We start from the raw sequence: 19,826 nt of genomic DNA, 5'->3' as shown, positions 1-19,826 counted from the left end.
CTGCGTCGCGGTGCGGGCGGCAGGCGGCGTCCGATCGGCTTATCCGCGCGCCTTCTTCGCCCCCTTTTCGCGCGGGCTGGTCTCCCCCGCGCTCGTCTTCGCCGGCACGGAGGGCGTCTTGTCCCAGCCGGCCTCCGGCGCCTGCACGTCATTGGCAGCCGCTGTCGGCGTCCTGGGGCGCCATTGGTCCGCCGCCGCCTTTGCAGCCGCGAGCTCGGCCGGCTTGAGGCGGCTGGCGACCTCGTCGCGCTTGCGGCCGGCATCCTCGTCCCCGAGCGCCGCCACCAGGGCGAACCACATGTGGGACTCGACGAGGTTCTGCTGCGTCCCGAGCCCGCGCGCGAGCAGGATCGCGAGATTGTACTGGCTGTCACGGACGCCGTGTTCCGCAGCCTTGCGGAACCAGCCGATGGCGGCAGCATAGTCCGGCTTGCCGTTGACGCCCTCGGCCAGCAACACGGCCAGATTGTGCATGGCCTTGATGTTTCCGGCCTGCGCGGCGCGCTCGTACCAGTCCCGGGCCATGCGCGGATCGCGCGCCACGCCAAGCCCCTTCTCGTACTGACTGGCGATGCGGTATTGCGCAGGCGCGAGCCCGTGGGCGGCCGCCTTTTCGAAGAGCTTCGCAGCCAGCGCGAGATCGCGCGGCATGCCGCGTCCCTCGGCGAGGCGCGAGGCGAGCTCATAGACGGCGGCGGGATCCCCCGCGAGAACGGCACGTCGAAGGCCGGCCGATCCGACATTGGCCGGCAGTTCGGCAAAGGCCGGCATGTCGGGGATCGGACCGAGCTTCGGCCCGATCGCACTTGATCCGCTGTCCGTCTCGGTGACCGTCTGCGCGGCGTCTGGCAGGGGGGCGGGCGCGGGCGTCGCTCCCCGCTCCGGCGCGACCTTGATCGAGCCCGTGATCGCCGGCCCGTCGGGAGCGGCGAACGGGTTGGGAGGAGGAACCGCGGCCGAGGCCGGCCCGGCCCGCCCTGCCTCTGTCGCAGCCGGCTTCGGCGAGCCTTGACGAGGGGCGCCCTCCGGCGCCTCGCCGGTGACGTCGCGCGACTGGACGGAGCTGCGCGCGGCCGGTCGATCCTGGCCGCGGCCGAGGAACTCGGTCACGATTTGCGCCGCGCCGACGGCGAGGACGATGGCCGCAAGGCCCAGGAGGAGCGGCTTGCGCTTGGCGCCGAGCTGGTTCTTCAACCGCTCCATCGGCGAAGCGCCCTTGCGGCCCGCCCCTCGGTCGTCGGACAGGGGCTCGCTGGCCCTGCCCTTCGCCTTGGCAGCGCTGGTCTCGGCGACCGCCGCCTGTGCCGCCCGGCGTGCAGCGGCGATGAAGCTCGCCTTCAGCTTGTGCGGATCGGGGGGGCCGACGCTCGCTCCGGCCAGTGCCGGGGCGGGCAGGGGACGGCCCGAACCCGGCTCGAGGGGCACATCGTGATCCATGAGGGCAGCGCTGTCGGGAGCCGGGCGGTCGGCCGCCGTCAGGGGCGCGAGGCTTGCCCGCCCGATCGAGGCGCGCGGGGCGTCGTCGCGTTGCGGGGCCAGGCCGTCTGCAGGCGGCCTGCGCTTGCCCGCCATGTCCTCCTCGAGCAGGGCGAGGCGCTCGACGACGCGCTCCAGAGTGTCGTGCACGGCTTCGAGGGTGTCCTGCGTGCGCCGGTCGGCAGCATCCTGCGCGGCCCGCAGCTCCCCGAAGTCGCGCTGGAGTGCGTCGATCTCGGCGATGCGCGCCGGGTCGCCGTGCGGCAGCCCGGCGAGGGTGTCGGCGACCGCAGCCTGCGCCGCCTGCTCGATTGCCGCGGCCGTACCGCGGTGCAGGGCCTCCAGGTGCCCCACGATGTCGCCCATCGTACGTTCGAGGGTTCCGAGGGTCTTGCCGATTCCAGGGCCGCCTTCGCGGGCTCCGGCGAGCTCGTCGATGCGGGCGGCGAGATGCGCGATCTGACGCTCGAGCGCATCGAGCGCGCTCGCGTCGCTCCCCGGCGCACGGACGGTTTCGATGCGCTCGGCGAGCGAGCGGATCAGATCCTCGAGGCGCTCGATATCGGCCGCATCGGGACCCGACTGGACGTGAGCGTCGATCCGGTCGAGCCGCTGCAGCATCTGGTCGAAGGGCGCCTCGACGATCGGCCTGAGCGCCTGCTCGATCTTGCGCGAGAGGGCTTCGAGCCGGTCGGCGATGTCGCCCGGGATGGTGCCGAGTTCCGGCGGGGCCAAGGATTCGGCTCGGAGCGCCGTCGCCGGTGCCTCGTCGCGATCCGGGCGGCAGGCTGCGTCGGTCTTCTCGTCCGCCTTGGCTGCGGACGGATCGACGGTCGGGGCGTTTGCCGTCGTTGCCCCGCCCGTGGCGTTCGGCGCCGCCTCCGCCGGCCGGGTGACCGGCTGAGGCGCCGGGGCGAGGCGACGGCTTATGGCCGCGAAGCGCTCGCCGAGCGTGGCACCGCGCTCGAGGTCGAGCTGCCGCCCCCTGATCTCGGCGATCGCCGCCGAAAGCCTGTCCTGGGGCACCGGCCGCGATCCGGCCGAGGGCGAGGCCCCCGTCTCGTCTTCTGCCGGCTGCGCGGCCACTGGGGGGCGGGGCGTCGACCGGCCGGCGGCTCGCTCGGCTGAGGGTTCGGCGAGGCTGTCCCGCGCCTTCCCGCCGGGCGACGTCCGGTGCTCCTCGCTCATGCGCTGCACCATGGCGGCGAGGCGATCCTCGAGCACGCGCAACGTCTCCTCGACGGGAGCGGTCTCCGGCGCGACAGTCGGTGTTTCCGTCAGGCGCTCCAGGCGCGCCTCGATCTGCTCGACCGTATGCCGCAAGGGGTCGATGGCGGCGCGGTGACCCTTTTCCAGCCGGCGCTCGATATCGTCGAGGCGGCGAGTGACGAGCGTAAGCGCGTCGCCGATCGCAGCGGCAGTCTGTTCCTGTCGCTCCGACGAGAGGCGGGTGGCGGCATCGAGGCGCGCCTGAGCTTCTCCCATCCACCGGGCGATGGTCGCGAGGGCCTCGGAGGATGCGGAGCCATTCAGGCGGTCGTCGTCGAGCGGGCGGCGCAGGTCGAGGAGATCGAGGGCCGTGTCGCCGATGTCCCGGGGGCGGCGGGCGAGCCGATCGGCCACGCGATCGTGGGCTTCGTGGTCGACCGCTGCGCGCCGTTGCGCCTTCGGCCGGGCGAGCGGCGGGCGGGAGGCGATGTCCTGACCCGCCTGCCCCGCGATGACCCCGTTGAGCCACTCGCCGAGCGTCATTCCGGCGCGGCGCGCGGCTTCCTTGGCCGCGTCGCGTGCTTCCGGATCGATGCCCTTGACGCTCCAAGGCGCGTTCTGTGGCGCATTCTGTGTCATCGCCGCGCTCTTCCTGCACGGGGTTGCCGGTTGCGGCGACGATCGTGTCCGATCACGCCGGCTGCGGCGCGACCACGAGATGCTGAAGAATCGGTCAACGCAGTCCGTGGGTCCCGCCGCAACGGCACCTTTTCGCAGCCATGGTAAACAAGCCGTTAAGAATGCTGGCCTTTCCGTTAACGGGGGCGCCGCTCGCCGGGGCGCATAACCCTCTGGCCTTACGGTAAGTAACCCGCGCTAGAGGCGACTTTACTGCGCAACTGCGCGCAAGCCCTCCAGTTACGTCAACCTCCAGCGCTCGCTTGCCTGCCGGGCGCAGCCCCCATTCGCCAGGAGTTGGACCGAACCGATGTCGAAGCCCCAATCGTCCGCAGCCGCGGCCTTGACGGCCGCAACGTCGCTCGCAACATCCGCCGATGCCGCCGGCCGCATCTACACGATCGGTGACCTCGCCCGTGAATTTGGCGTGACGCTGCGGACCTTGCGCTTCTACGAGGACCGTGGCCTGCTCGCTCCGACGCGCAAGGGCACTGCGCGCCTCTATGACGGACGTGATCGGGCGCGGCTTGCCATGATCCTGAAGGGCAAGCAACTGGGCTTCACGCTCGGCGAGATCGGCACGATGCTCGCCGGTGACGGCGGCGCTCCCGCGTCCGCCGAACTCAATCTGTCCGTCGACCAGGTCAACGAACAGATCGCGCATCTCGAGGCCCAGAAGTCCGAGATCGAGCAGGCGATCGCCGAGCTCAAGGCGACGCGCGCGCGCATGCAGACCAAGATCGTCAAGGGCTGATCGGCTTTCCGACCCGCGGCCGGGTTCCTCTCAAGAACATCCGCACAGGCCGTTCGAGGGCCGGCGCATCGTGGCGCCGGCCCTTTTTTCTCCGCCCTTTGCGCGCATCCATGCGAGGATGATGTGCGGGAAGGCGATTTCTCGCTTCCCCCCTTTCGAAATGCGGGAAGATGGTTTATATGTGAACTATCATGCGACGACGAGGGCGCCCGAGATGCCCCGTGCGGCCGCTGTTCCGCGACACTAGGGAGAGGCGTCGCCATGCCGACCTACAAGGCCCCCGTCGAAGATGTCCTGTTCCTCCTCAACGACGTCTTCAACATCGAGCGTTACAACAACCTCCCCGGCTTCGCCGACGCAACGCCAGACACGCTCGCGGCCATTCTGGGCGAGGGGGCCAAGCTGTGCGAGGAGGTGCTGCAGCCGCTCAACCGGGTGGGCGACCTCGAAGGCTGCCGGCGTCACGACGACGGCCGCGTGACGACGCCGAAGGGCTTCAAGGCGGCCTATGATGCCTTCGCGCAGGGCGGGTGGATCGGCCTTTCCGCCGATCCCGAATACGGCGGCCAGGGCCTGCCCTACACGCTCGGCGCGGTGATGAACGAATTCGCCTCTTCCGCGAACATGGCCTTCTCCATGTATCCGGGCCTGACGATGGGGGCGATCGCGGCCCTCCTCGTTCACGGCTCGGAGGAGCAGAAGAAGACGTATCTGCCCAAGATGATCGAGGGCAGCTGGTCCGGCACCATGAACCTGACGGAGCCGCACTGCGGCACTGACCTCGGCCTCATCAAGACGAAAGCCGTGCCGAACGGCGACGGCTCCTATGCCATCTCCGGCACGAAGATCTTCATCTCCGCCGGTGAGCACGACCTGACCGAGAACATCGTGCATCTCGTGCTCGCGCGCATCGAGGGGGCGCCGGAGGGGGTGAAGGGCATATCCCTCTTCGTGGTGCCGAAGTTCCTGGTGAACCCGGACGGGTCGCTCGGCGCGCGCAACGGCGTTGCCTGCGGCTCCATCGAGCACAAGATGGGTATCCACGGCAACGCGACCTGCGTCATGAACTACGACGGCGCGCGGGGCTGGCTCGTCGGTGCCGAGAACAAGGGCCTCAACGCCATGTTCGTGATGATGAACGAGGCGCGGCTCGGCGTGGCGATCCAGGGGCTGTCGCAGTCGGAAGTCGCCTACCAGAACGCGGTCGCCTATGCGAAGGAGCGACTCCAGGGCCGGTCCCTGACCGGGCCGAAGAGCCCCGAGAAGCCCGCCGATCCCATCCTCGTCCACCCGGACGTGCGGCGTAACCTGATGGCCATCAAGGCTTTCAACGAGGCCGCGCGTGCCCTGGTGCTGTGGACCGCCCTCAAGGCGGACGTCGCGCACCGCTCGGACAACCAGGGCGACCGTCAAGCGGCGGACGACCACATGGGCCTCCTCACGCCCGTGCTGAAGGGCGTGCTCACCGATGTCGGCTTCGACAATGCGGTGAAGGCCCAGCAGATATACGGCGGCCACGGCTACATCGCCGAATGGGGCATGGAGCAGTTCGTGCGCGATGCGCGCATCGCCATGATCTATGAAGGCGCCAACGGCATCCAGGCGCTCGACCTCGTCGGCCGCAAGCTGCCGCGCGACGGCGGCCGCGCCGTCATGGCCTTCTTCAACGAGCTCGGCACGTTCGTGGCCGAGAACGCCGGCGACGACGCGATGAAACCCTTCGTCAGGCCGCTCGAGGTGGCGCTCGGCCACCTGCAGCAGGCCACCATGTGGTTCATGCAGAATGCGATGGCCAAGCCCGACAACGCGGGCGCCGGCTCGCACGACTACATGCATCTCTTCGGTCTCGTGGCGCTCGGCTACATGTGGGCCAGGATGGCCAAGGTGGCGCTCGCCAAGAAGGCTGACGGCGCCCACATGAACGGCGAAGCGGCCCGGATGGATGCGAAGCTCCTCACTGCGCGCTTCTTCATGGAGCGGATGCTGCCCGAAACGGGCGCGCATCTCGCGCGCATCTCCACCGGCGCCGACACGATGATGGCGATGCCGGCGGAGATGTTCTGAACGATGCATCGACGCCGCTCCGGGACGGGCGTCCCGGAGCGGCGAAAGGCCGGGCCCGGGCTGCCGAACCGACGCCACCGGGCAATCGAGATGCGGCCGAACCACATTCGGTTCCGGATTTCCGGCCTCCGTTGAACGCGGGCCGGGACGAGAGGGAGGCTCTGATGCCCGACGCCTACATCTTCGATCATGTGCGTACCCCACGCGGCCGCGGCAAGCCGGACGGTGCCCTGCACGAGGTGACATCGCTGCAGCTGGCGACGCACGCACTGCGCGCCCTGCGCGACCGCAACGGCCTCGATACGAAGCTCGTCGACGATGTCGTGCTCGGCTGTGTCGATCCCGTCGGCGAGGCCGGGGGCGACATCGCCCGCGCGGCGGCGCTCAACGCCGACTACGGCCATCACGTGCCCGGCGTGCAGATCAATCGCTTCTGCGCCTCGGGCCTCGATGCGGTGAATTTCGCCGCGGCTCAGATCATGGCCGGCCAGCACGACATGGTGGTGGGCGGCGGCGTCGAGTCGATGAGCCGCGTCGGCATCGGCGCTTCCGGAGGCGCCTGGCCGGTGGAGCCGGAGATCGCCATCAAGTCCTACTTCATGCCGCAAGGCGTTTCAGCCGATCTCATCGCCACCAAGTATGGCTTCAGCCGCGACGACGTCGACGCCTATGCGGTGGAGAGCCAGAAGCGCGCGGCGAATGCCTGGGAGAAGGGCTACTTCAGGAATTCCGTGGTGCCGGTCAAGGACGTCAACGGCATCACGCTCCTTGACCGGGACGAACACATGCGGCCCTCGACCGACATGCAGTCGCTCGGCCAGCTCAAGGCTTCCTTCGTGCAGATCGGCGAGATGGGCGGCTTCGACGCCGTCGCCATGGAGGCCCATCCCGAGATCGAGAGCATCAATCACGTCCACCACGCCGGCAATTCGTCGGGCATCGTCGACGGCGCCTCCGCCGTGCTCCTCGGGTCGAGGAGAGCCGGCAGAGCGGCGGGGCTCAAGCCGCGCGGCCGCATCCGCGCCTTCGCCAACATCGGCTCGGAGCCGGCCCTGATGCTCACCGGCCCGGTCGACGTGACGGAGAAGGTGCTGAAGCGTGCCGGCATGACGGTGAAGGACATCGACCTCTTCGAGATCAACGAGGCCTTCGCCTCCGTCGTCCTGCGCTACCACCAGGCTTTCGACCTCGACCCCGACAGGGTCAACGTCAACGGCGGCGCCATTGCCATGGGTCACCCCCTCGGCGCCACGGGTGCCATGATCCTCGGCACGGTGCTGGACGAGCTCGAGCGCACGGGCAAGCAGACCGCCCTCGTCACGCTGTGCATCGGCGCCGGCATGGGCACGGCGACGATCATCGAGCGGGTCTGACGGGAGGCAACGATGAACCTCAAGAATTTTCGCTTCGAAACCGACGCCGACGGCATTGCGCTCGCCACCTGGGACAGCCCCGGACGCTCGATGAACGTCATCACTCCCGAGGTGATGGATGAGCTCGGCCGGATCATCGACAAGGTCGCCGGCGACGAGACGATCAAGGGCTGCGTCATCACCTCCGGCAAGGAGGCGTTTTCGGGCGGCGCCGACCTGACGATGCTGCAAGGCCTCGGGGCCGAGTACAAGCGCCTCGTCAAGGCGAAGGGCGAAGAGGAGGCCATGCGCTTCTTCTTCGAGGAGTCGCGCAAGCTCTCGCTGCTCTACCGTCGCCTCGAGACCTGCGGCAAGCCGTTTGCGGCGGCGATCCACGGCGTCTGCCTGGGCGGCGCCTTCGAGCTTGCGCTCGCCTGCCATTTCCGCGTGCTCTCCGATGTCGACGCGACGCGCGTCGGCCTGCCGGAAATCAAGGTGGGCCTCTTCCCCGGCGCGGGCGGCACGCAACGCGTGGCGCGGCTGATGCAGACGGGCGATGCGCTGCAGATGCTCTTCAAGGGCGAGCAGATCCGCCCGCTGATGGCCAAGAACATGGGCCTCGTCCACGCGGTCGCGTCGCGCGACAGGATCGTGGAGACGGCGAAGGAGTGGATCCGCGGCGGCGGCAAGGGCATCGCCCCCTGGGACGTGCAGGGCTTCAAGCTGCCGTCGAACAAGGTCTATTCGCCCGCCGGCATGCAGATCTGGCCGCCGGCCAACGCCATCTACCGTCGCGAGACGCATGACAACTACCCGGCGGCGAAGGCGATCCTCCAAGCGGTCTACGAGGGCTTGCAGCTGCCCATGGACCGGGCGCTCACGGTGGAGAGCCGCTACTTCGCCAAGATCCTGCGCTCGAAGGAGGCGGCGGCGATGATCCGCACGCTCTTCGTCTCCATGCAGGAGCTGAACAAGGGCGCCCGCCGCCCGGCCGACGTGCCGCCGTCGAAGCTGCGCAAGGTCGGTGTCGTCGGCGCCGGCTTCATGGGCGCGGGCATCGCCTATGTCACGGCGCTCGCCGGCATGGACGTCGTGCTCGTCGACCAGACGCTGGAGGCTGCCGAGAAGGGCAAGGCCTATTCGCACAAGCTCGTCTCGGACCAGATCATGAAGGGCCGTGCCAAGACGGCGGACCGCGACGCGCTTCTCGCGCGCATCAGGGCCACCGCCGACTACGCCGACCTCAAGGACTGCGACCTCGTCATCGAGGCGGTGTTCGAGGACCCGAAGGTCAAGGCCGAGGTCATCGCCAAGGTCGAGGCGGTGATCCGCCCGCGGGCCATCTTCGCCTCCAACACCTCGACGCTGCCGATCTCGGGCCTCGCACAGTCCTCGGCGCGGCCCAAGCAGTTCGTCGGCATCCACTTCTTCTCGCCGGTCGAGAAGATGATGCTGGTCGAGGTCATCGAGGGCAAGAAGACCGGCGACCGGGCGCTCGCGGTGGCGCTCGACTATGTGCGCGCCATCAAGAAGACGCCGATCGTCGTCAACGACGCGCGCGGCTTCTATGCCAACCGCTGCGTCATGGCCTACGTGCGCGAGGGGCACCTGATGCTGATGGAGGGCGTGCCGCCGGCGATGGTCGAGAACGTGGCAAGGCAGGCCGGCATGCCCGTCGGCCCCCTGTCGCTCAACGACGAGGTGGCGCTCGATCTCGCGCTCAAGATCCTCAAGGCCACGAAGGCGCAGGTGGGACCGGAGGCCATCGATCCGGCGCAGGAGAAGCTCCTCGTCGCCATGGTCGAGAAGGAGGGGCGCCTCGGCCGCAAGAACCGGAAGGGCTTCTACGACTATCCCGAGAACGGGCCGAAGCGCCTGTGGCCGGGTCTCGCGGCCCTGCAGGAGCGGAAGCTCGATCCTGACGCGATCGATGTGGAGGAGTTGAAGCAGCGTTTCCTCGTTGCCCAGGCGCTCGAGGCGGCGCGCACGGTCGAGGAGAAGGTGATCACCGATCCGCGCGAGGCGGACGTGGGCTCGATCCTCGGCTTCGGCTTCGCGCCCTTCACCGGTGGCACGCTCTCCTACATCGACGGCATGGGGGCTGCGGCCTTCGTCGAGCTCGCCAAGAAGCTCGCGAAGAAACACGGCGATCGCTTCAAGCCGAACCGCCTGCTGAACCGCATGGCGCGCGACGGCTCCACCTTCTACGACGCGGTGGCCAGGGTCGCCGCCGCGGAGGCGAAGAAGGCGGCCTGAGCCGCGGACCGTCCTGACGCTTGCTCATCCGGGGCGGGGCCACGGACCCCGCTCTGGAATGACCCGGCGAGCTCGATCGCCATTCCGTGGCTTCCGTCGCCTTGCGGAGGTTCGTGACCCGTGAACCTGTGGCTGCGCCTCCTCTGGCTCCTCATCACGGCTCCTTGGCGCCCTCGGCTCGACGCGCCCTTCGGCGCGTCGAGCCTCTTTTTTCGAGTGTGGCCCCATGATCTCGACACGAACGGCCACATGAACAACGGCCGCTATCTGACGATCATGGACCTGGGGCGTGCCGACTTCCTGCTGCGCTCGGGCCTGTGGCGGCAGGTGCGCGCGCAGCGCTGGATGCCGGTGCTCTCGGCGAGCAAGGTGCGATTCCGCCGCGAGCTGAGGCTTTTCCAGCGCTTCCGCCTGGAGTCGAGGGTCGTCTGGTGGTCGGACACGCGCTTCGTCATGGAGCATCGCCTGCTCGCCGGCGGGCGTGCGGGGGAGACGCTCGCTGCCATCGCGCTGGTGCTGGGCGGCCTGTATGACCGCCGGGAACGCGGTTTCGTGCCGGTCGCGCGTCTGTTCGGGGCGCTGGGCCGCACGGTGGAAGCGCCGTCGCCGTCGCCGGAGGTCGCGGCCTTCATCGAGGCCGAGAAGGCGCTGAAACAGGCCGCTTGAGAAAGCGTGATCCACAGGCGGTGGATTTTCCCGCCGTCTTCGCCGATCCTGCGCCCGAGGCAACCGCGAACGGCGCAACATGGCACGAACCGTCGACTATTATTTCTCCCTCGCGAGCCCCTGGGCCTATATCGGTCATGGGCCGTTCATGGACATCGTCGCCCGGCACGGGCTGAAGGTGAACTACAAGCCGGTCTTTCTGGGCCAGGTCTTTGCCGAGACGGGCGGGCTGCCGTTGCCCAAGCGCCATCCGGCGCGGCAGAAATATCGCTTCGTCGAGCTGCAGCGCTGGCGCGAGAAGCGCGGGCTCAACTTTCACCTCAGGCCGAAATTCTGGCCCTTCGACGTCAATCTCGTCGACCGCTTCGTCATCGCCATCGTCGCCGCGGGCCTCGATCCGGATGCATTCCTGCGGCGTGCCTTCGCGGCCGTCTGGGAGAAGGAGCGCAACCTCGCTGACGAGGGCGTGGTCGCGGCCATCGCCCGCGACGCCGATCTCGATCCGACGCCACTCCTGCTCGAAGCCAAGGGCGACGCGACCGAGGCGCTCTACGAGCAGAATTTCAAGGACGCCGTTGCCGCCGATGTCTTCGGCTCGCCGTCCTATGTGGTGGACGGCGAGATCTTTTGGGGGCAGGACCGGCTGGAACTCCTCGACGACATGTTGACGAGCGGCCGCGCGGTATACTCGCCGCTGGTGTGAGGCAGGGCGGTCAGCGCCTCGTTCTCGCCGCGTCCCTGCAAGGTGGCGCGGGCGCTGCCTCGATCGTGGCGCGGGTCATTCCGCCGCCATGCGCGTCGCGCGCCATTGTGCGAGCAGCGAGCGCAGGGCCGCCGGCTTCACGGGCTTGTTGAGAACGTGGATGTCCTTGTCGGCTGCGAGGTCGCGGACGGCCGGCGAGCGATCCGCGGTGAGGAGGATGGCGGGCAGGTCGCCGCCGACCTTCCAGCGCAGGGCGACGATCGTCTCGATGCCGTCGCCCTCGTCCAGGTGATAGTCGGCGATCAGCACGTCCGGGCGTCTGCGCCTGCGCTTCAGGGCCTGCTGCGCCTCCTTCAGGCCGCTTGCGGTCAGCACCTCGCAGCCCCAGCCGGTGAGGAGCACGCGCATGCCCTCGATGATCGCCGGCTCGTTGTCGATGGCGAGCACCACGAGCCCGGCGAGCGGTGCCGCGGGCGTCGGCACCGCCTCCGCGCGCGTCGCCATCGCCGGCAGGGGCGCCGCGACGGGCACTTCGACCGCGAAGACCGACCCGCGGCCGGGCGTGGACTTCAACGTCACCTTGTGGTCGAGCACGCGGGCGATGCGCTCAACGATGGAAAGGCCGAGTCCGAGGCCGCGGGCAGCCTTCGCCCCCTGCTCGAGCCGCTGGAACTCGCGGAAGACGAGCCGCTGCTTCGAGGGCGGTATGCCGAGGCCCGTGTCCCACACCTCCAGTCGCAACTTCCCCTTGCGGCGCCGTCCGCCGACCAGGACGGTTCCCGATGGTGTGTACTTGATGGCGTTCGACACGAGGTTCTGCAGCAGGCGGCGCAGAAGGCGCCGGTCCGAGCGGACCGTGAGCGAGGACGGCACGAAGACGAGATCGAGCCCTTTCTCGCGCGCCATGGGCTCGAACTCGCGCTGGAGCTGGCGCAGGATGTCGTCGATGCGGAAGCTCGACCATTCGGCTTTCAGCGCCCCGGTGTCGAGGCGCGAGATGTCGAGGAGGGCGGTGAGAATCTCCTCCACAGCGTCGAGCGAGGCATCGATGTTTTCCGCGAGTGTCGCATCGCCGGCCTGCCGGTCGCGCTCGACGAGCGAAGTGGCATAGAGCCGCGCCGCGTTCAGGGGCTGCAGGATGTCGTGGCTCGCCGCAGCGAGGAAGCGGGTCTTCGAGACGTTGGCCTCCTCGGCCTCGGCCTTGGCGCGGGTGAGCTCGACGTTGAGCCGCATCAGTTCCTCCGTGCGCTCGTGGACGCGGCGTTCCAGCGTCTCGTTGGCGGCTTCCAGCGCCTCCTCGGCCGCGACGGCCTCCGTGATATCGGTGTAGGTCGTGACGAGGCCTCCGTCCGGGAGCTGGTTGGTGCGGATCTCGATCACCTTGCCGGAGGGGTAGAGGCGCAGGCGCACCGGCTCGGTATCGTGCAGGAAGCTCGCGAGCCGGGCCGCCACGTGATCGTCTACCTGCCCCGGGCCGTAGGACCCGCGTTCGGCGTTGAAACGCACCACCTCGTCGAGCCCGAGACCGACGCGCACGAAATCGGGCGGCAGATCGTACAGGTCGCTGAAGGCCTGGTTCCAGGCCATGATGCGCAGATCCTTGTCGCACACCGTGATGCCCTGGCGGGCGTGGTCGAGCCCGTGCTGCAGGAGGTCGCGGCTGTACTGGATCGCGGCCGAGGCGTCGTCGAGCAGCTTCAGGGCGGCCTTGGTCGACACGTTGCGCCGTCGCAGCAGGAGCGACAGGACGAGACGCGAGGAGGCTGCGCCGATGGCCGAGGCGAGCAGGTGCTCGGCAAAGCGCAGCATGTGGATGTCGGCCTCGCGATGCCCCTCGAGCGCCATGCCGCGCCCCTTCGCATAGCCCTCGAAGGAGCGTTCGGTGCGCTCCGTGCCGAGATAGCGCGCCACCGTGGCGCGAAGGTCATCGACGGTGACGGCCGAACGCCAGAGGCGCAGGGCCTGCGCCATGGGCGCCGCTTCGGGAGCGACGAACACGTTCGCCTGCAGGCGTTCCATGGAGGTGACCGGGCGCATCAGCGAGACGCCCACATAGGCCAGGACGTTGACCGCAAGGCTCCACAGTACGCCGTGGGTGAGTTGCGGCAGGTCGCTTCCGAGGATGGCGGAGGGCCGCAGGGCGGCGATCCCGAACGGCCCGTGCGCCATCACGTCGCCCCAGAAGCCTTCGTGCGGGACGAGGCTCGGCAATAACAGCGTGTACACCCAGAGGGCGAAGCCGGCGGCGAGGCCGGCGACAGCGCCGGAGGCGGTGCCGCGGCGCCAGACGAGGCCGCCGAAGAAGGCGGGCGCAACCTGCGTGATGGCGGCAAAGGAGAGGAGGCCGATGGAGGCGAGCGCGGCTTCGCCCGCTGCCCGGTAGTAGACATAGGCGAGGAGGACCACGGCGACGATCGCCGCCCTGCGCACCATGAGAACGAATCCGCCGAGGTCGCCGGCGAGATCTGCGCCGAGGGGTGAGAGTTCCTCGTGATCGCGCGCGCGCCAACGTCCCCCGAGGCGACCCGCAAGACCGCGCCGCCTGAGGATGACCGGCATGACGAGGTCGTTCGAGATCATGATGGCGAGAGCGACCGAATCGACAATCACCATGGCGGTCGCCGCCGACAGGCCGCCGATGAAGGCTGCAAGCGCCACGTAGCCCGCCCCGTCCCGCAGCGGCAGGGCGAGCACCGTCATGTCGCGGTCGATCTCGCCGTTCGGGAATGTGGCTTCGCCAGCGAGAACGAGCGGGATGACGAAGAGATTGATGAGGACGAGATAGAGCGGGAACATCCATGCCGCGCGGCGCACATCGTCCGGCTCCCGGTTCTCGACGATGGTCATGTGGAACTGCCGCGGCAGCAGCAGCCCGGCACAGGCGGCGAGCAGGATCAGGGTGAGCAGACTCAGCCAGTCGGACGTGCGGTCGAGGATGCCGGGACCGGCCGTTCGCGCGGCTGCACGCGCAACGATGTCGTCGACGCCGTCGAACATGACGAAGGTCACGAACAGCCCGACGGCGAGGAAGGCGACGAGCTTGACGACCGACTCGAGCGCGATGGCGAGCACGAGGCCGTCCTGATGCTCGGTGGCATCGATATGGCGCGTGCCGAAGGCGACGGCAAAGGCGGCGAGGACACCGGCCACGAGCAGCGCCAGATCGCCGAAGATCGGCACCGTGTGGCTGAGCGCGCCGTCCTCGGTGGCAGTCAGGAAGACCGTGAGCGAGGACGACACGGCCTTGAGCTGCAAGGCGATGTAGGGCAGCGCGCCGATGACGGCGATGATGGCGACGAGCGCCGCCACGCGGTCGCTCTTGCCGTAGCGCGCGGCGACGAAATCGGCGATCGAGGTGATGTTCTGCGCCTTCGCGAGCCGCACGAGGCGCCCGATGAAGGCATGGCCGAGACCGATGACGAGGATGGGGCCGATGTAGATCGTCAGGAAGTCGAGGCCCGATCGCCCGGCGAGGCCGACGGAGCCGAAGAAGGTCCAGGAGGTGCAGTAGACGGCGAGGGCGAGCGCGTAGATCGTGGCGCGCGGGCGCCCGTTCACCCAGCGCCGCCCGGACGTGTCGCCCAAATGCGCGACGGCGAACAGCCCGCACAGATAGACGAGCGCCGACAGTACAACTGCCCAGCCCGCAAGCATGGTCCGCCTGATCTCTCCCGACCAACTGGCTGCTACAACCTACCGCGGCGGCGAGAGGCGCGCCATCGGTGCTTAGGCCAATATCACCCACCGGGGCCATGAGCCCGACCGGCCCGCCGAAACCGGTATCCGGCTGCAGTTCCGGCGCTGCCGCGCGCTTCAACATGCCAATGTCCTGAACTACCGTTCCGGTTGCAGTCGGGTCGCCCGGCGGAGGCCAGCTGGCGAAGGAGGCGAGGGGGACGAGCCATGTCGATGATGCAGGAGTTCAGGGAGTTCGCCCTGAAGGGCAATGTCGTCGATCTCGCCATCGGCGTGATCATCGGTGCGGCCTTCGGCGGCATCGTGTCGTCGATGGTCGACGACATCATCATGCCCATCGTCGGTGCGGTGACGGGGGGCCTCGACTTCTCCAACTATTTCATACCCCTGGCGAAGGAGGTGACCGCGACGTCGCTCGCCGAGGCGAAGAAGCAGGGCGCCGTTCTCGCGTGGGGCAATTTCATCACCATCGCCCTCAAGTTCCTGATCATCGCCTGGGTGCTCTTCATCGTCGTCAAGGCGATGAACCGCCTGAAGCGCAAGGAGGCGCAGGCGCCGAAGTCCCCCGAGCCGCCGGCCGATGTGAAGCTCCTCACCGAGATCCGCGACCTCCTGGCGAAGCGGCCCGTCTGAGCCCGCTCCCGGCGGCGGCGCTCAGGCGCATGGCAAGTCCGGGATCGGCAGCGCAACGCCGCATTCGTCCCGCACGAGCGCCTCAAGGCGTGCGAGAACCTTGCGCGCGACGGCATCGCCCGCCGGCATCTGGCGCCCGTCGATGGCCGTGACCGGGCAGACGAGCCGCGCGCTGTTGGTCAGGAAGACGGCATCGGCCTCCGCGAGCTCAGCCGGCGTGAGCGGACACTCCTCGGCGTCGAGGCCGAGATCGGCAGCCGTGGCGAGAACGACGGCGCGGGTGATGCCGGGCAGAACCGCGCCGTCGACGCGCGGCGTCACGAGCCGCCCGCCGAAGAGGGCGAAGATATTGGCGGCGCTCGCGCAGGCGACGAGCCCCGCCGTGTCGAGGAAGAGGGCGTCGTCCGCCCCGGCGCGGCGGGCTTCCTCGAGCCCCAGCACGTTGTCGAGATAGGCGAGCGTCTTCAGCCGGGAGCTGGGAGAGGCGGCATTGCGCCTGATGCGGCTCGTGGCGAGCCTGACGGGCCGCATGACGAGCGACGGGGACCAGCTGGCGAGGGTCGCAAGCACGGTCGGCAGCGCCTGTGCCGGCGCGGCGAGGCCGCGCGGCCCGGCGCCGCGAGTTACGGTGAGGCGCAGGACGCCGAGCCCTTCCGCCGCGTGCGGTGCGAGGGCGGCGACCGCCTCGTTGAGCCGCGCGGGCTCGACCGGCAGGCCGATGACGCCTGCCCCCCGCAGCAGCCGGTCGAGATGGTCGGCAAGGCGGAAGGGCCTGCCGCCGAAGACGGCGATCGTCTCGAAGAGGCCGTCAGCGAGGAGGAGGCCGCGGTCGGTCACGTCGAAGGGCACGGTCGTGCCCTGATGCAGTCGTCCGTTCAGCCAGATCACGGAGCGCCTCCGTCCCGCGCGAAGCGAAGGAAATTGGCGAGGAGCGCATGGCCGTGCACGGTCAGGATCGATTCCGGATGGAACTGCACGCCGAAGGTCGGCGCCTCCCGATGGCGCAGCGCCATGATCTCCCCTTCGTCGGACCAGGCCGTCGGCACGAGAGGGCCGTCGTCGTCCTCGTCGAGCTCGACGGTGAGCGAATGGTAACGACCGGCCTCCAGGGGCGAGGGCAGGCCGGCGAAGATGTCCGTGCCACCGTGCATGATCGCGGATGCCCGGCCGTGCAACGGCCGCCGGGCCCGTACGACCCGGCCGCCGAAGGCTGCGCCGATGCACTGATGGCCTAGGCAGATGCCGAGGATCGGCAGACGGCCGGTGAGGCGGCTCACGAGGCCCGTCGAGATGCCCGCGTCGTCCGGCGTGCCCGGACCCGGCGAAATCACGATCGCCGCCGGTGAGAGCCGCAGGAGATCGTCGATGCCCATCGCGTCATTGCGGATCACCTGCGCTTCGGCGCCGAGTTCGCGCAGATAGCGCGCCACCGTGAAGACGAAGGAATCGTAGTTGTCGATGACGACGATCATGGCAGGTCGGGCTCCCCCGCGCCGAAGGCCGCGAAGAGGCGTTGCGCCTTGGCGAGCGTCTCCTCGTACTCAGCCTGGGGATGCGAGAGCGCGGTCACGCCGCCGCCGGCGTGGAAGGTCGCCTGCCCGTCCTTCATGGTCACCGTGCGGATGGCGATGTTCGTGTCCATGCTGCCGTCAAAGCCGATATAGCCGATGGCGCCGCAATAGACCTCGCGCGGCAGCCGCTCGATTTCGGCGATGATCTCCATGGCACGGATCTTCGGGGCACCCGTGATGGAGCCGCCGGGGAAGCAGGCGCCGAGGAGCGACACCGCGTCCTCGCCCTCGGCGAGCGTGCCGGTGACCACCGAGACGAGATGGTGGACGGAGGCGTAGCTCTCGAGACCACAGAGGATCGGCACCTCGATGCTGCCGGGGCGGCAGACCTTGGAGAGGTCGTTGCGCAGGAGATCGACGATCATGACATTCTCGGCGCGATCCTTGTCCGACGCCATGAGCGCGGCGGCGCGCGCCGCATCCTCCGCGGGGTCCGCCGCTCGGCGCGCGGTCCCCTTGATCGGCCGCGTCTCGACGCGACGGTCCCGGCAGGCCAGGAAACGCTCGGGCGAGCTCGAGGCGATGGTGACGTCGTCGAGGCGGAGGAAGGCGCCGAAGGGAGCCGGATTGACGTGGCGCAGGCGCTCGTAGAAGGCGAGCGGATCGAAGCCCCCGGGCAGCATCGCGGAGAAGCGCTGGGCGATGTTGGCCTGGAAGATGTCGCCGTCGAGGATGGCGGCGATGACGCGTTCGACGGCGCTGCGATAGGAAACGGATGTGAAGTTGGAGCGCCAGTCGAGCGCGCCGGTTCGGGCTGCCCGGCGCGCGGGTTCCGGGCTGCGCAGTCGCGCGAGGGCCTCCTCCGCCCTGTCGCCGGCCCGGCGGTGGCGCTGCGCGGGATCCCGCTCCGGCTGTCCCGTGGAGAGGAGGAGGCAGCGGCCTGCGACATGATCCCAGGCGATGACCACGTCGTAGAAGCCGAGGAAGGCCTCGGGGCAGCCGAGGCCGCCACCCGTCGGGGGAGGCAGATGCGGTTCGAGGCGATGCCCGAGATCATAGCCGACATAGCCCGCCGCGCCGCCCTGGAAGGGCGGAAGGTCCGGATTGCCCGGCGCGCGGTGCTTGGCGAGCAGCCGGCGCAGCGCGGCTAGAGGACTTTCGTCGAGGGCCGTTCCGTTCCAGGAGGGGCGGCCGCCCTCGACGCTGAAGACCGCGAAGGGATCACAGGCGAGGAACGACCAGCGGCCGAGCGCCTCGTGCCGCATGGCGCTGTCGAGGAAGACGACATGCGGCCGGCCGGCGAGGCGGCGCAGCGCCACCATCGGGTCGAGTTGTCCGAGATCGCGTATGTCCATCGTCTGTCGGCTGCTGCTCGGGCCGGCGCCATCGGTGTATCCGGCCCGGATGTCCCAAACACGTTCTCCGATAGCGCGATTCACCACCACATTTCATCGATTTATCGGGACATTTCATGATGACGCATGCCGGCGTGCGGTAGAAGGGTTCAGGAAGGGGACCCCAAGCGAGGACGCACCGGCACCGCCATGCAGACCGACAATGCAACCGACTTTCTCTCCACCCTGCGCCGCGAGGCGCGCGAGGCGCCCGAAAGCGGCATCGTCGAGGTGGTGAACCACGGCCGCACCAGGCCCGGCCTCATCCCCCTCTGGGTCGGCGAGGGCGATCTCGCGACCCCTTCCTTCATCTCGGAGGCGGCAACGCGCTCTCTGGCCGCGGGAGAGACCTTCTACACCTGGCAGCGCGGCGTTCCGGAACTGCGCGAGGCGCTGGCGCGCTACATCGGTCGCGTCTACGGACGGACCTGTTCCCACGAACGCTTCTTCGTGACCGGCTCCGGCATGCAGGCGCTGCAGATCGCGGTGCGCATGCTGGCGGGGGACGGCGACGAGGTGATCGTGCCGACCCCCGGCTGGCCGAACTTCGCCGCGGCCATCGGCATCGCGGGCGCGCGACCGGTCGCCGTACCGATGTCGCTGCAGCCCTCCGGCTGGTTCCTCGATCTCGATCGTCTCACGGCGGCGATCACACCGCGCACCAAGGCGATCGTCGTCAACTCTCCGTCCAATCCGACAGGTTGGACGGCGACGCAGGACGAACTCGCCGCCATCCTCGCCATCGCCCGCAAGCACGGCCTGTGGATCATCGCGGACGAGATCTACGGCCGCTTCGTCTATGACGGCTCGGTCCGTGCGCCCTCCTTCCGCGATGTGATGGAGGAGCGCGATCGCATCCTCTTCGTGCAGACCTTCTCCAAGAACTGGGCCATGACGGGCTGGCGCATCGGCTGGCTGGAGGCCGATCCCGCGCTGGGCGACGTCATCGAGAATCTCATTCAATATTCGACCTCCGGCGTCGCCACTTTCATGCAACGGGCAGGCATCGCCGCGCTCGATCACGGCGAGGGTTTCGTCGCGCATCAGATCGAGCGCGCCCGCCGCGGGCGCGACATCGTCTGCCGCGGCCTCGCCGCGACGGGGCGCGTGCGTTTCGCCGAACCGGCGGGAGCCTTCTATCTCTTCTTCTCGGTCGACGGCGTGGCGGATACGCGCCGCCTCGCCATCCGCCTCGTCGACGAGGCGAACGTGGGCCTCGCACCGGGCACGGCCTTCGGCGAGGGCGGCGAGCGCTATCTGCGCCTGTGTTTCGCGCGCAAGGCGGAGGATCTCGAGGAGGCGGTGCGCCGGCTCGCCGGCGTCCTCGGCCGGGCGGCAGCCTGACCGGCGCCCTGCTCGCCGCGCAGGGCCGCCTTGCGCCGGCACGGTTTGACCGGCCGGCGGCGAGGCGGCATTCATCGCGGTGGTTTCCAG

Annotated in this window: 13 protein-coding genes; 8 read left to right on the top strand and 5 right to left on the bottom strand. The window is 69.2% G+C overall.

What is annotated here, in order from left to right:
- Positions 1-39: 39 nt before the first annotated feature.
- Positions 40-3,324, bottom strand: a complete 3,285-nt coding sequence (locus QNA08_RS07010) for a hypothetical protein (protein WP_283739968.1) — start codon at positions 3,322-3,324, stop codon at positions 40-42.
- 349 nt (positions 3,325-3,673) lie between these two features.
- Between QNA08_RS07010 and QNA08_RS07005 the strand changes: the two genes are divergently transcribed.
- The 6 genes from QNA08_RS07005 (at position 3,674) to QNA08_RS06980 (ending at position 11,158) form a co-directional block, all read left to right on the top strand.
- The gene (locus tag QNA08_RS07005) at positions 3,674-4,117 is read left to right on the top strand and encodes a MerR family transcriptional regulator (RefSeq protein WP_283739967.1); all 444 of its coding nucleotides are present in this window, start codon (positions 3,674-3,676) and stop codon (positions 4,115-4,117) included.
- A gap of 261 nt (positions 4,118-4,378) precedes the next feature.
- A complete protein-coding gene (locus QNA08_RS07000; RefSeq protein ID WP_283739966.1) occupies positions 4,379-6,181 on the top strand; it encodes an acyl-CoA dehydrogenase C-terminal domain-containing protein in 1,803 nt (600 codons plus the stop codon).
- Positions 6,182-6,345: 164 nt separating this feature from the next.
- A complete protein-coding gene (locus tag QNA08_RS06995) occupies positions 6,346-7,554 on the top strand; it encodes an acetyl-CoA C-acetyltransferase (RefSeq protein ID WP_283739965.1) in 1,209 nt (402 codons plus the stop codon).
- A 12-nt stretch (positions 7,555-7,566) separates the two neighbouring features.
- A complete protein-coding gene (locus tag QNA08_RS06990) occupies positions 7,567-9,789 on the top strand; it encodes a 3-hydroxyacyl-CoA dehydrogenase NAD-binding domain-containing protein (protein ID WP_283739964.1) in 2,223 nt (740 codons plus the stop codon).
- Positions 9,790-9,909: 120 nt separating this feature from the next.
- Positions 9,910-10,455 (top strand): thioesterase family protein, encoded by a 546-nt coding sequence (locus tag QNA08_RS06985; RefSeq protein WP_283739963.1) that lies wholly within the window; start codon positions 9,910-9,912, stop codon positions 10,453-10,455.
- Positions 10,456-10,534: 79 nt separating this feature from the next.
- Positions 10,535-11,158, top strand: coding sequence for a 2-hydroxychromene-2-carboxylate isomerase (locus tag QNA08_RS06980; protein ID WP_283739962.1), 624 nt, complete (start codon positions 10,535-10,537; stop codon positions 11,156-11,158).
- A 75-nt stretch (positions 11,159-11,233) separates the two neighbouring features.
- On the opposite strand, the gene QNA08_RS06975 is transcribed toward QNA08_RS06980, so the two are convergent.
- Positions 11,234-14,812, bottom strand: coding sequence for a PAS domain-containing hybrid sensor histidine kinase/response regulator (locus QNA08_RS06975; RefSeq protein ID WP_283739961.1), 3,579 nt, complete (start codon positions 14,810-14,812; stop codon positions 11,234-11,236).
- A 255-nt stretch (positions 14,813-15,067) separates the two neighbouring features.
- On the opposite strand from QNA08_RS06975, the gene mscL reads away from it, so the two are divergent.
- Complete coding sequence (mscL, locus tag QNA08_RS06970) at positions 15,068-15,487, top strand: large conductance mechanosensitive channel protein MscL (RefSeq protein ID WP_283740091.1); 420 nt, start codon at positions 15,068-15,070, stop codon at positions 15,485-15,487.
- Positions 15,488-15,508: 21 nt separating this feature from the next.
- On the opposite strand, the gene QNA08_RS06965 is transcribed toward mscL, so the two are convergent.
- Genes QNA08_RS06965 through pabB form a run of 3 tightly spaced genes read right to left on the bottom strand, consistent with a single transcriptional unit; the run spans position 15,509 to position 18,353 of the window.
- Complete coding sequence (locus QNA08_RS06965) at positions 15,509-16,375, bottom strand: aminotransferase class IV (RefSeq protein ID WP_283739960.1); 867 nt, start codon at positions 16,373-16,375, stop codon at positions 15,509-15,511.
- Positions 16,372-16,959 (bottom strand): anthranilate synthase component II, encoded by a 588-nt coding sequence (locus tag QNA08_RS06960; RefSeq protein ID WP_283739959.1) that lies wholly within the window; start codon positions 16,957-16,959, stop codon positions 16,372-16,374. Before QNA08_RS06960 ends, QNA08_RS06965 begins: the two co-directional genes overlap by 4 nt.
- Positions 16,956-18,353: an aminodeoxychorismate synthase component I gene (pabB, locus tag QNA08_RS06955; RefSeq protein ID WP_283739958.1), complete on the bottom strand. Its 1,398-nt coding sequence runs from the start codon at positions 18,351-18,353 to the stop codon at positions 16,956-16,958. The genes QNA08_RS06960 and pabB overlap by 4 nt, the downstream gene beginning before the upstream one ends.
- A gap of 189 nt (positions 18,354-18,542) precedes the next feature.
- On the opposite strand from pabB, the gene QNA08_RS06950 reads away from it, so the two are divergent.
- Positions 18,543-19,736: a pyridoxal phosphate-dependent aminotransferase gene (locus tag QNA08_RS06950; RefSeq protein ID WP_283739957.1), complete on the top strand. Its 1,194-nt coding sequence runs from the start codon at positions 18,543-18,545 to the stop codon at positions 19,734-19,736.
- Positions 19,737-19,826: the final 90 nt, after the last annotated feature.

Origin of the sequence: Chelatococcus albus (genome assembly GCF_030067675.1) — a bacterium.
Lineage (GTDB): Bacteria > Pseudomonadota > Alphaproteobacteria > Rhizobiales > Beijerinckiaceae > Chelatococcus_A > Chelatococcus_A albus.
This window is presented reverse-complemented; position numbering and strand designations above follow the sequence as displayed.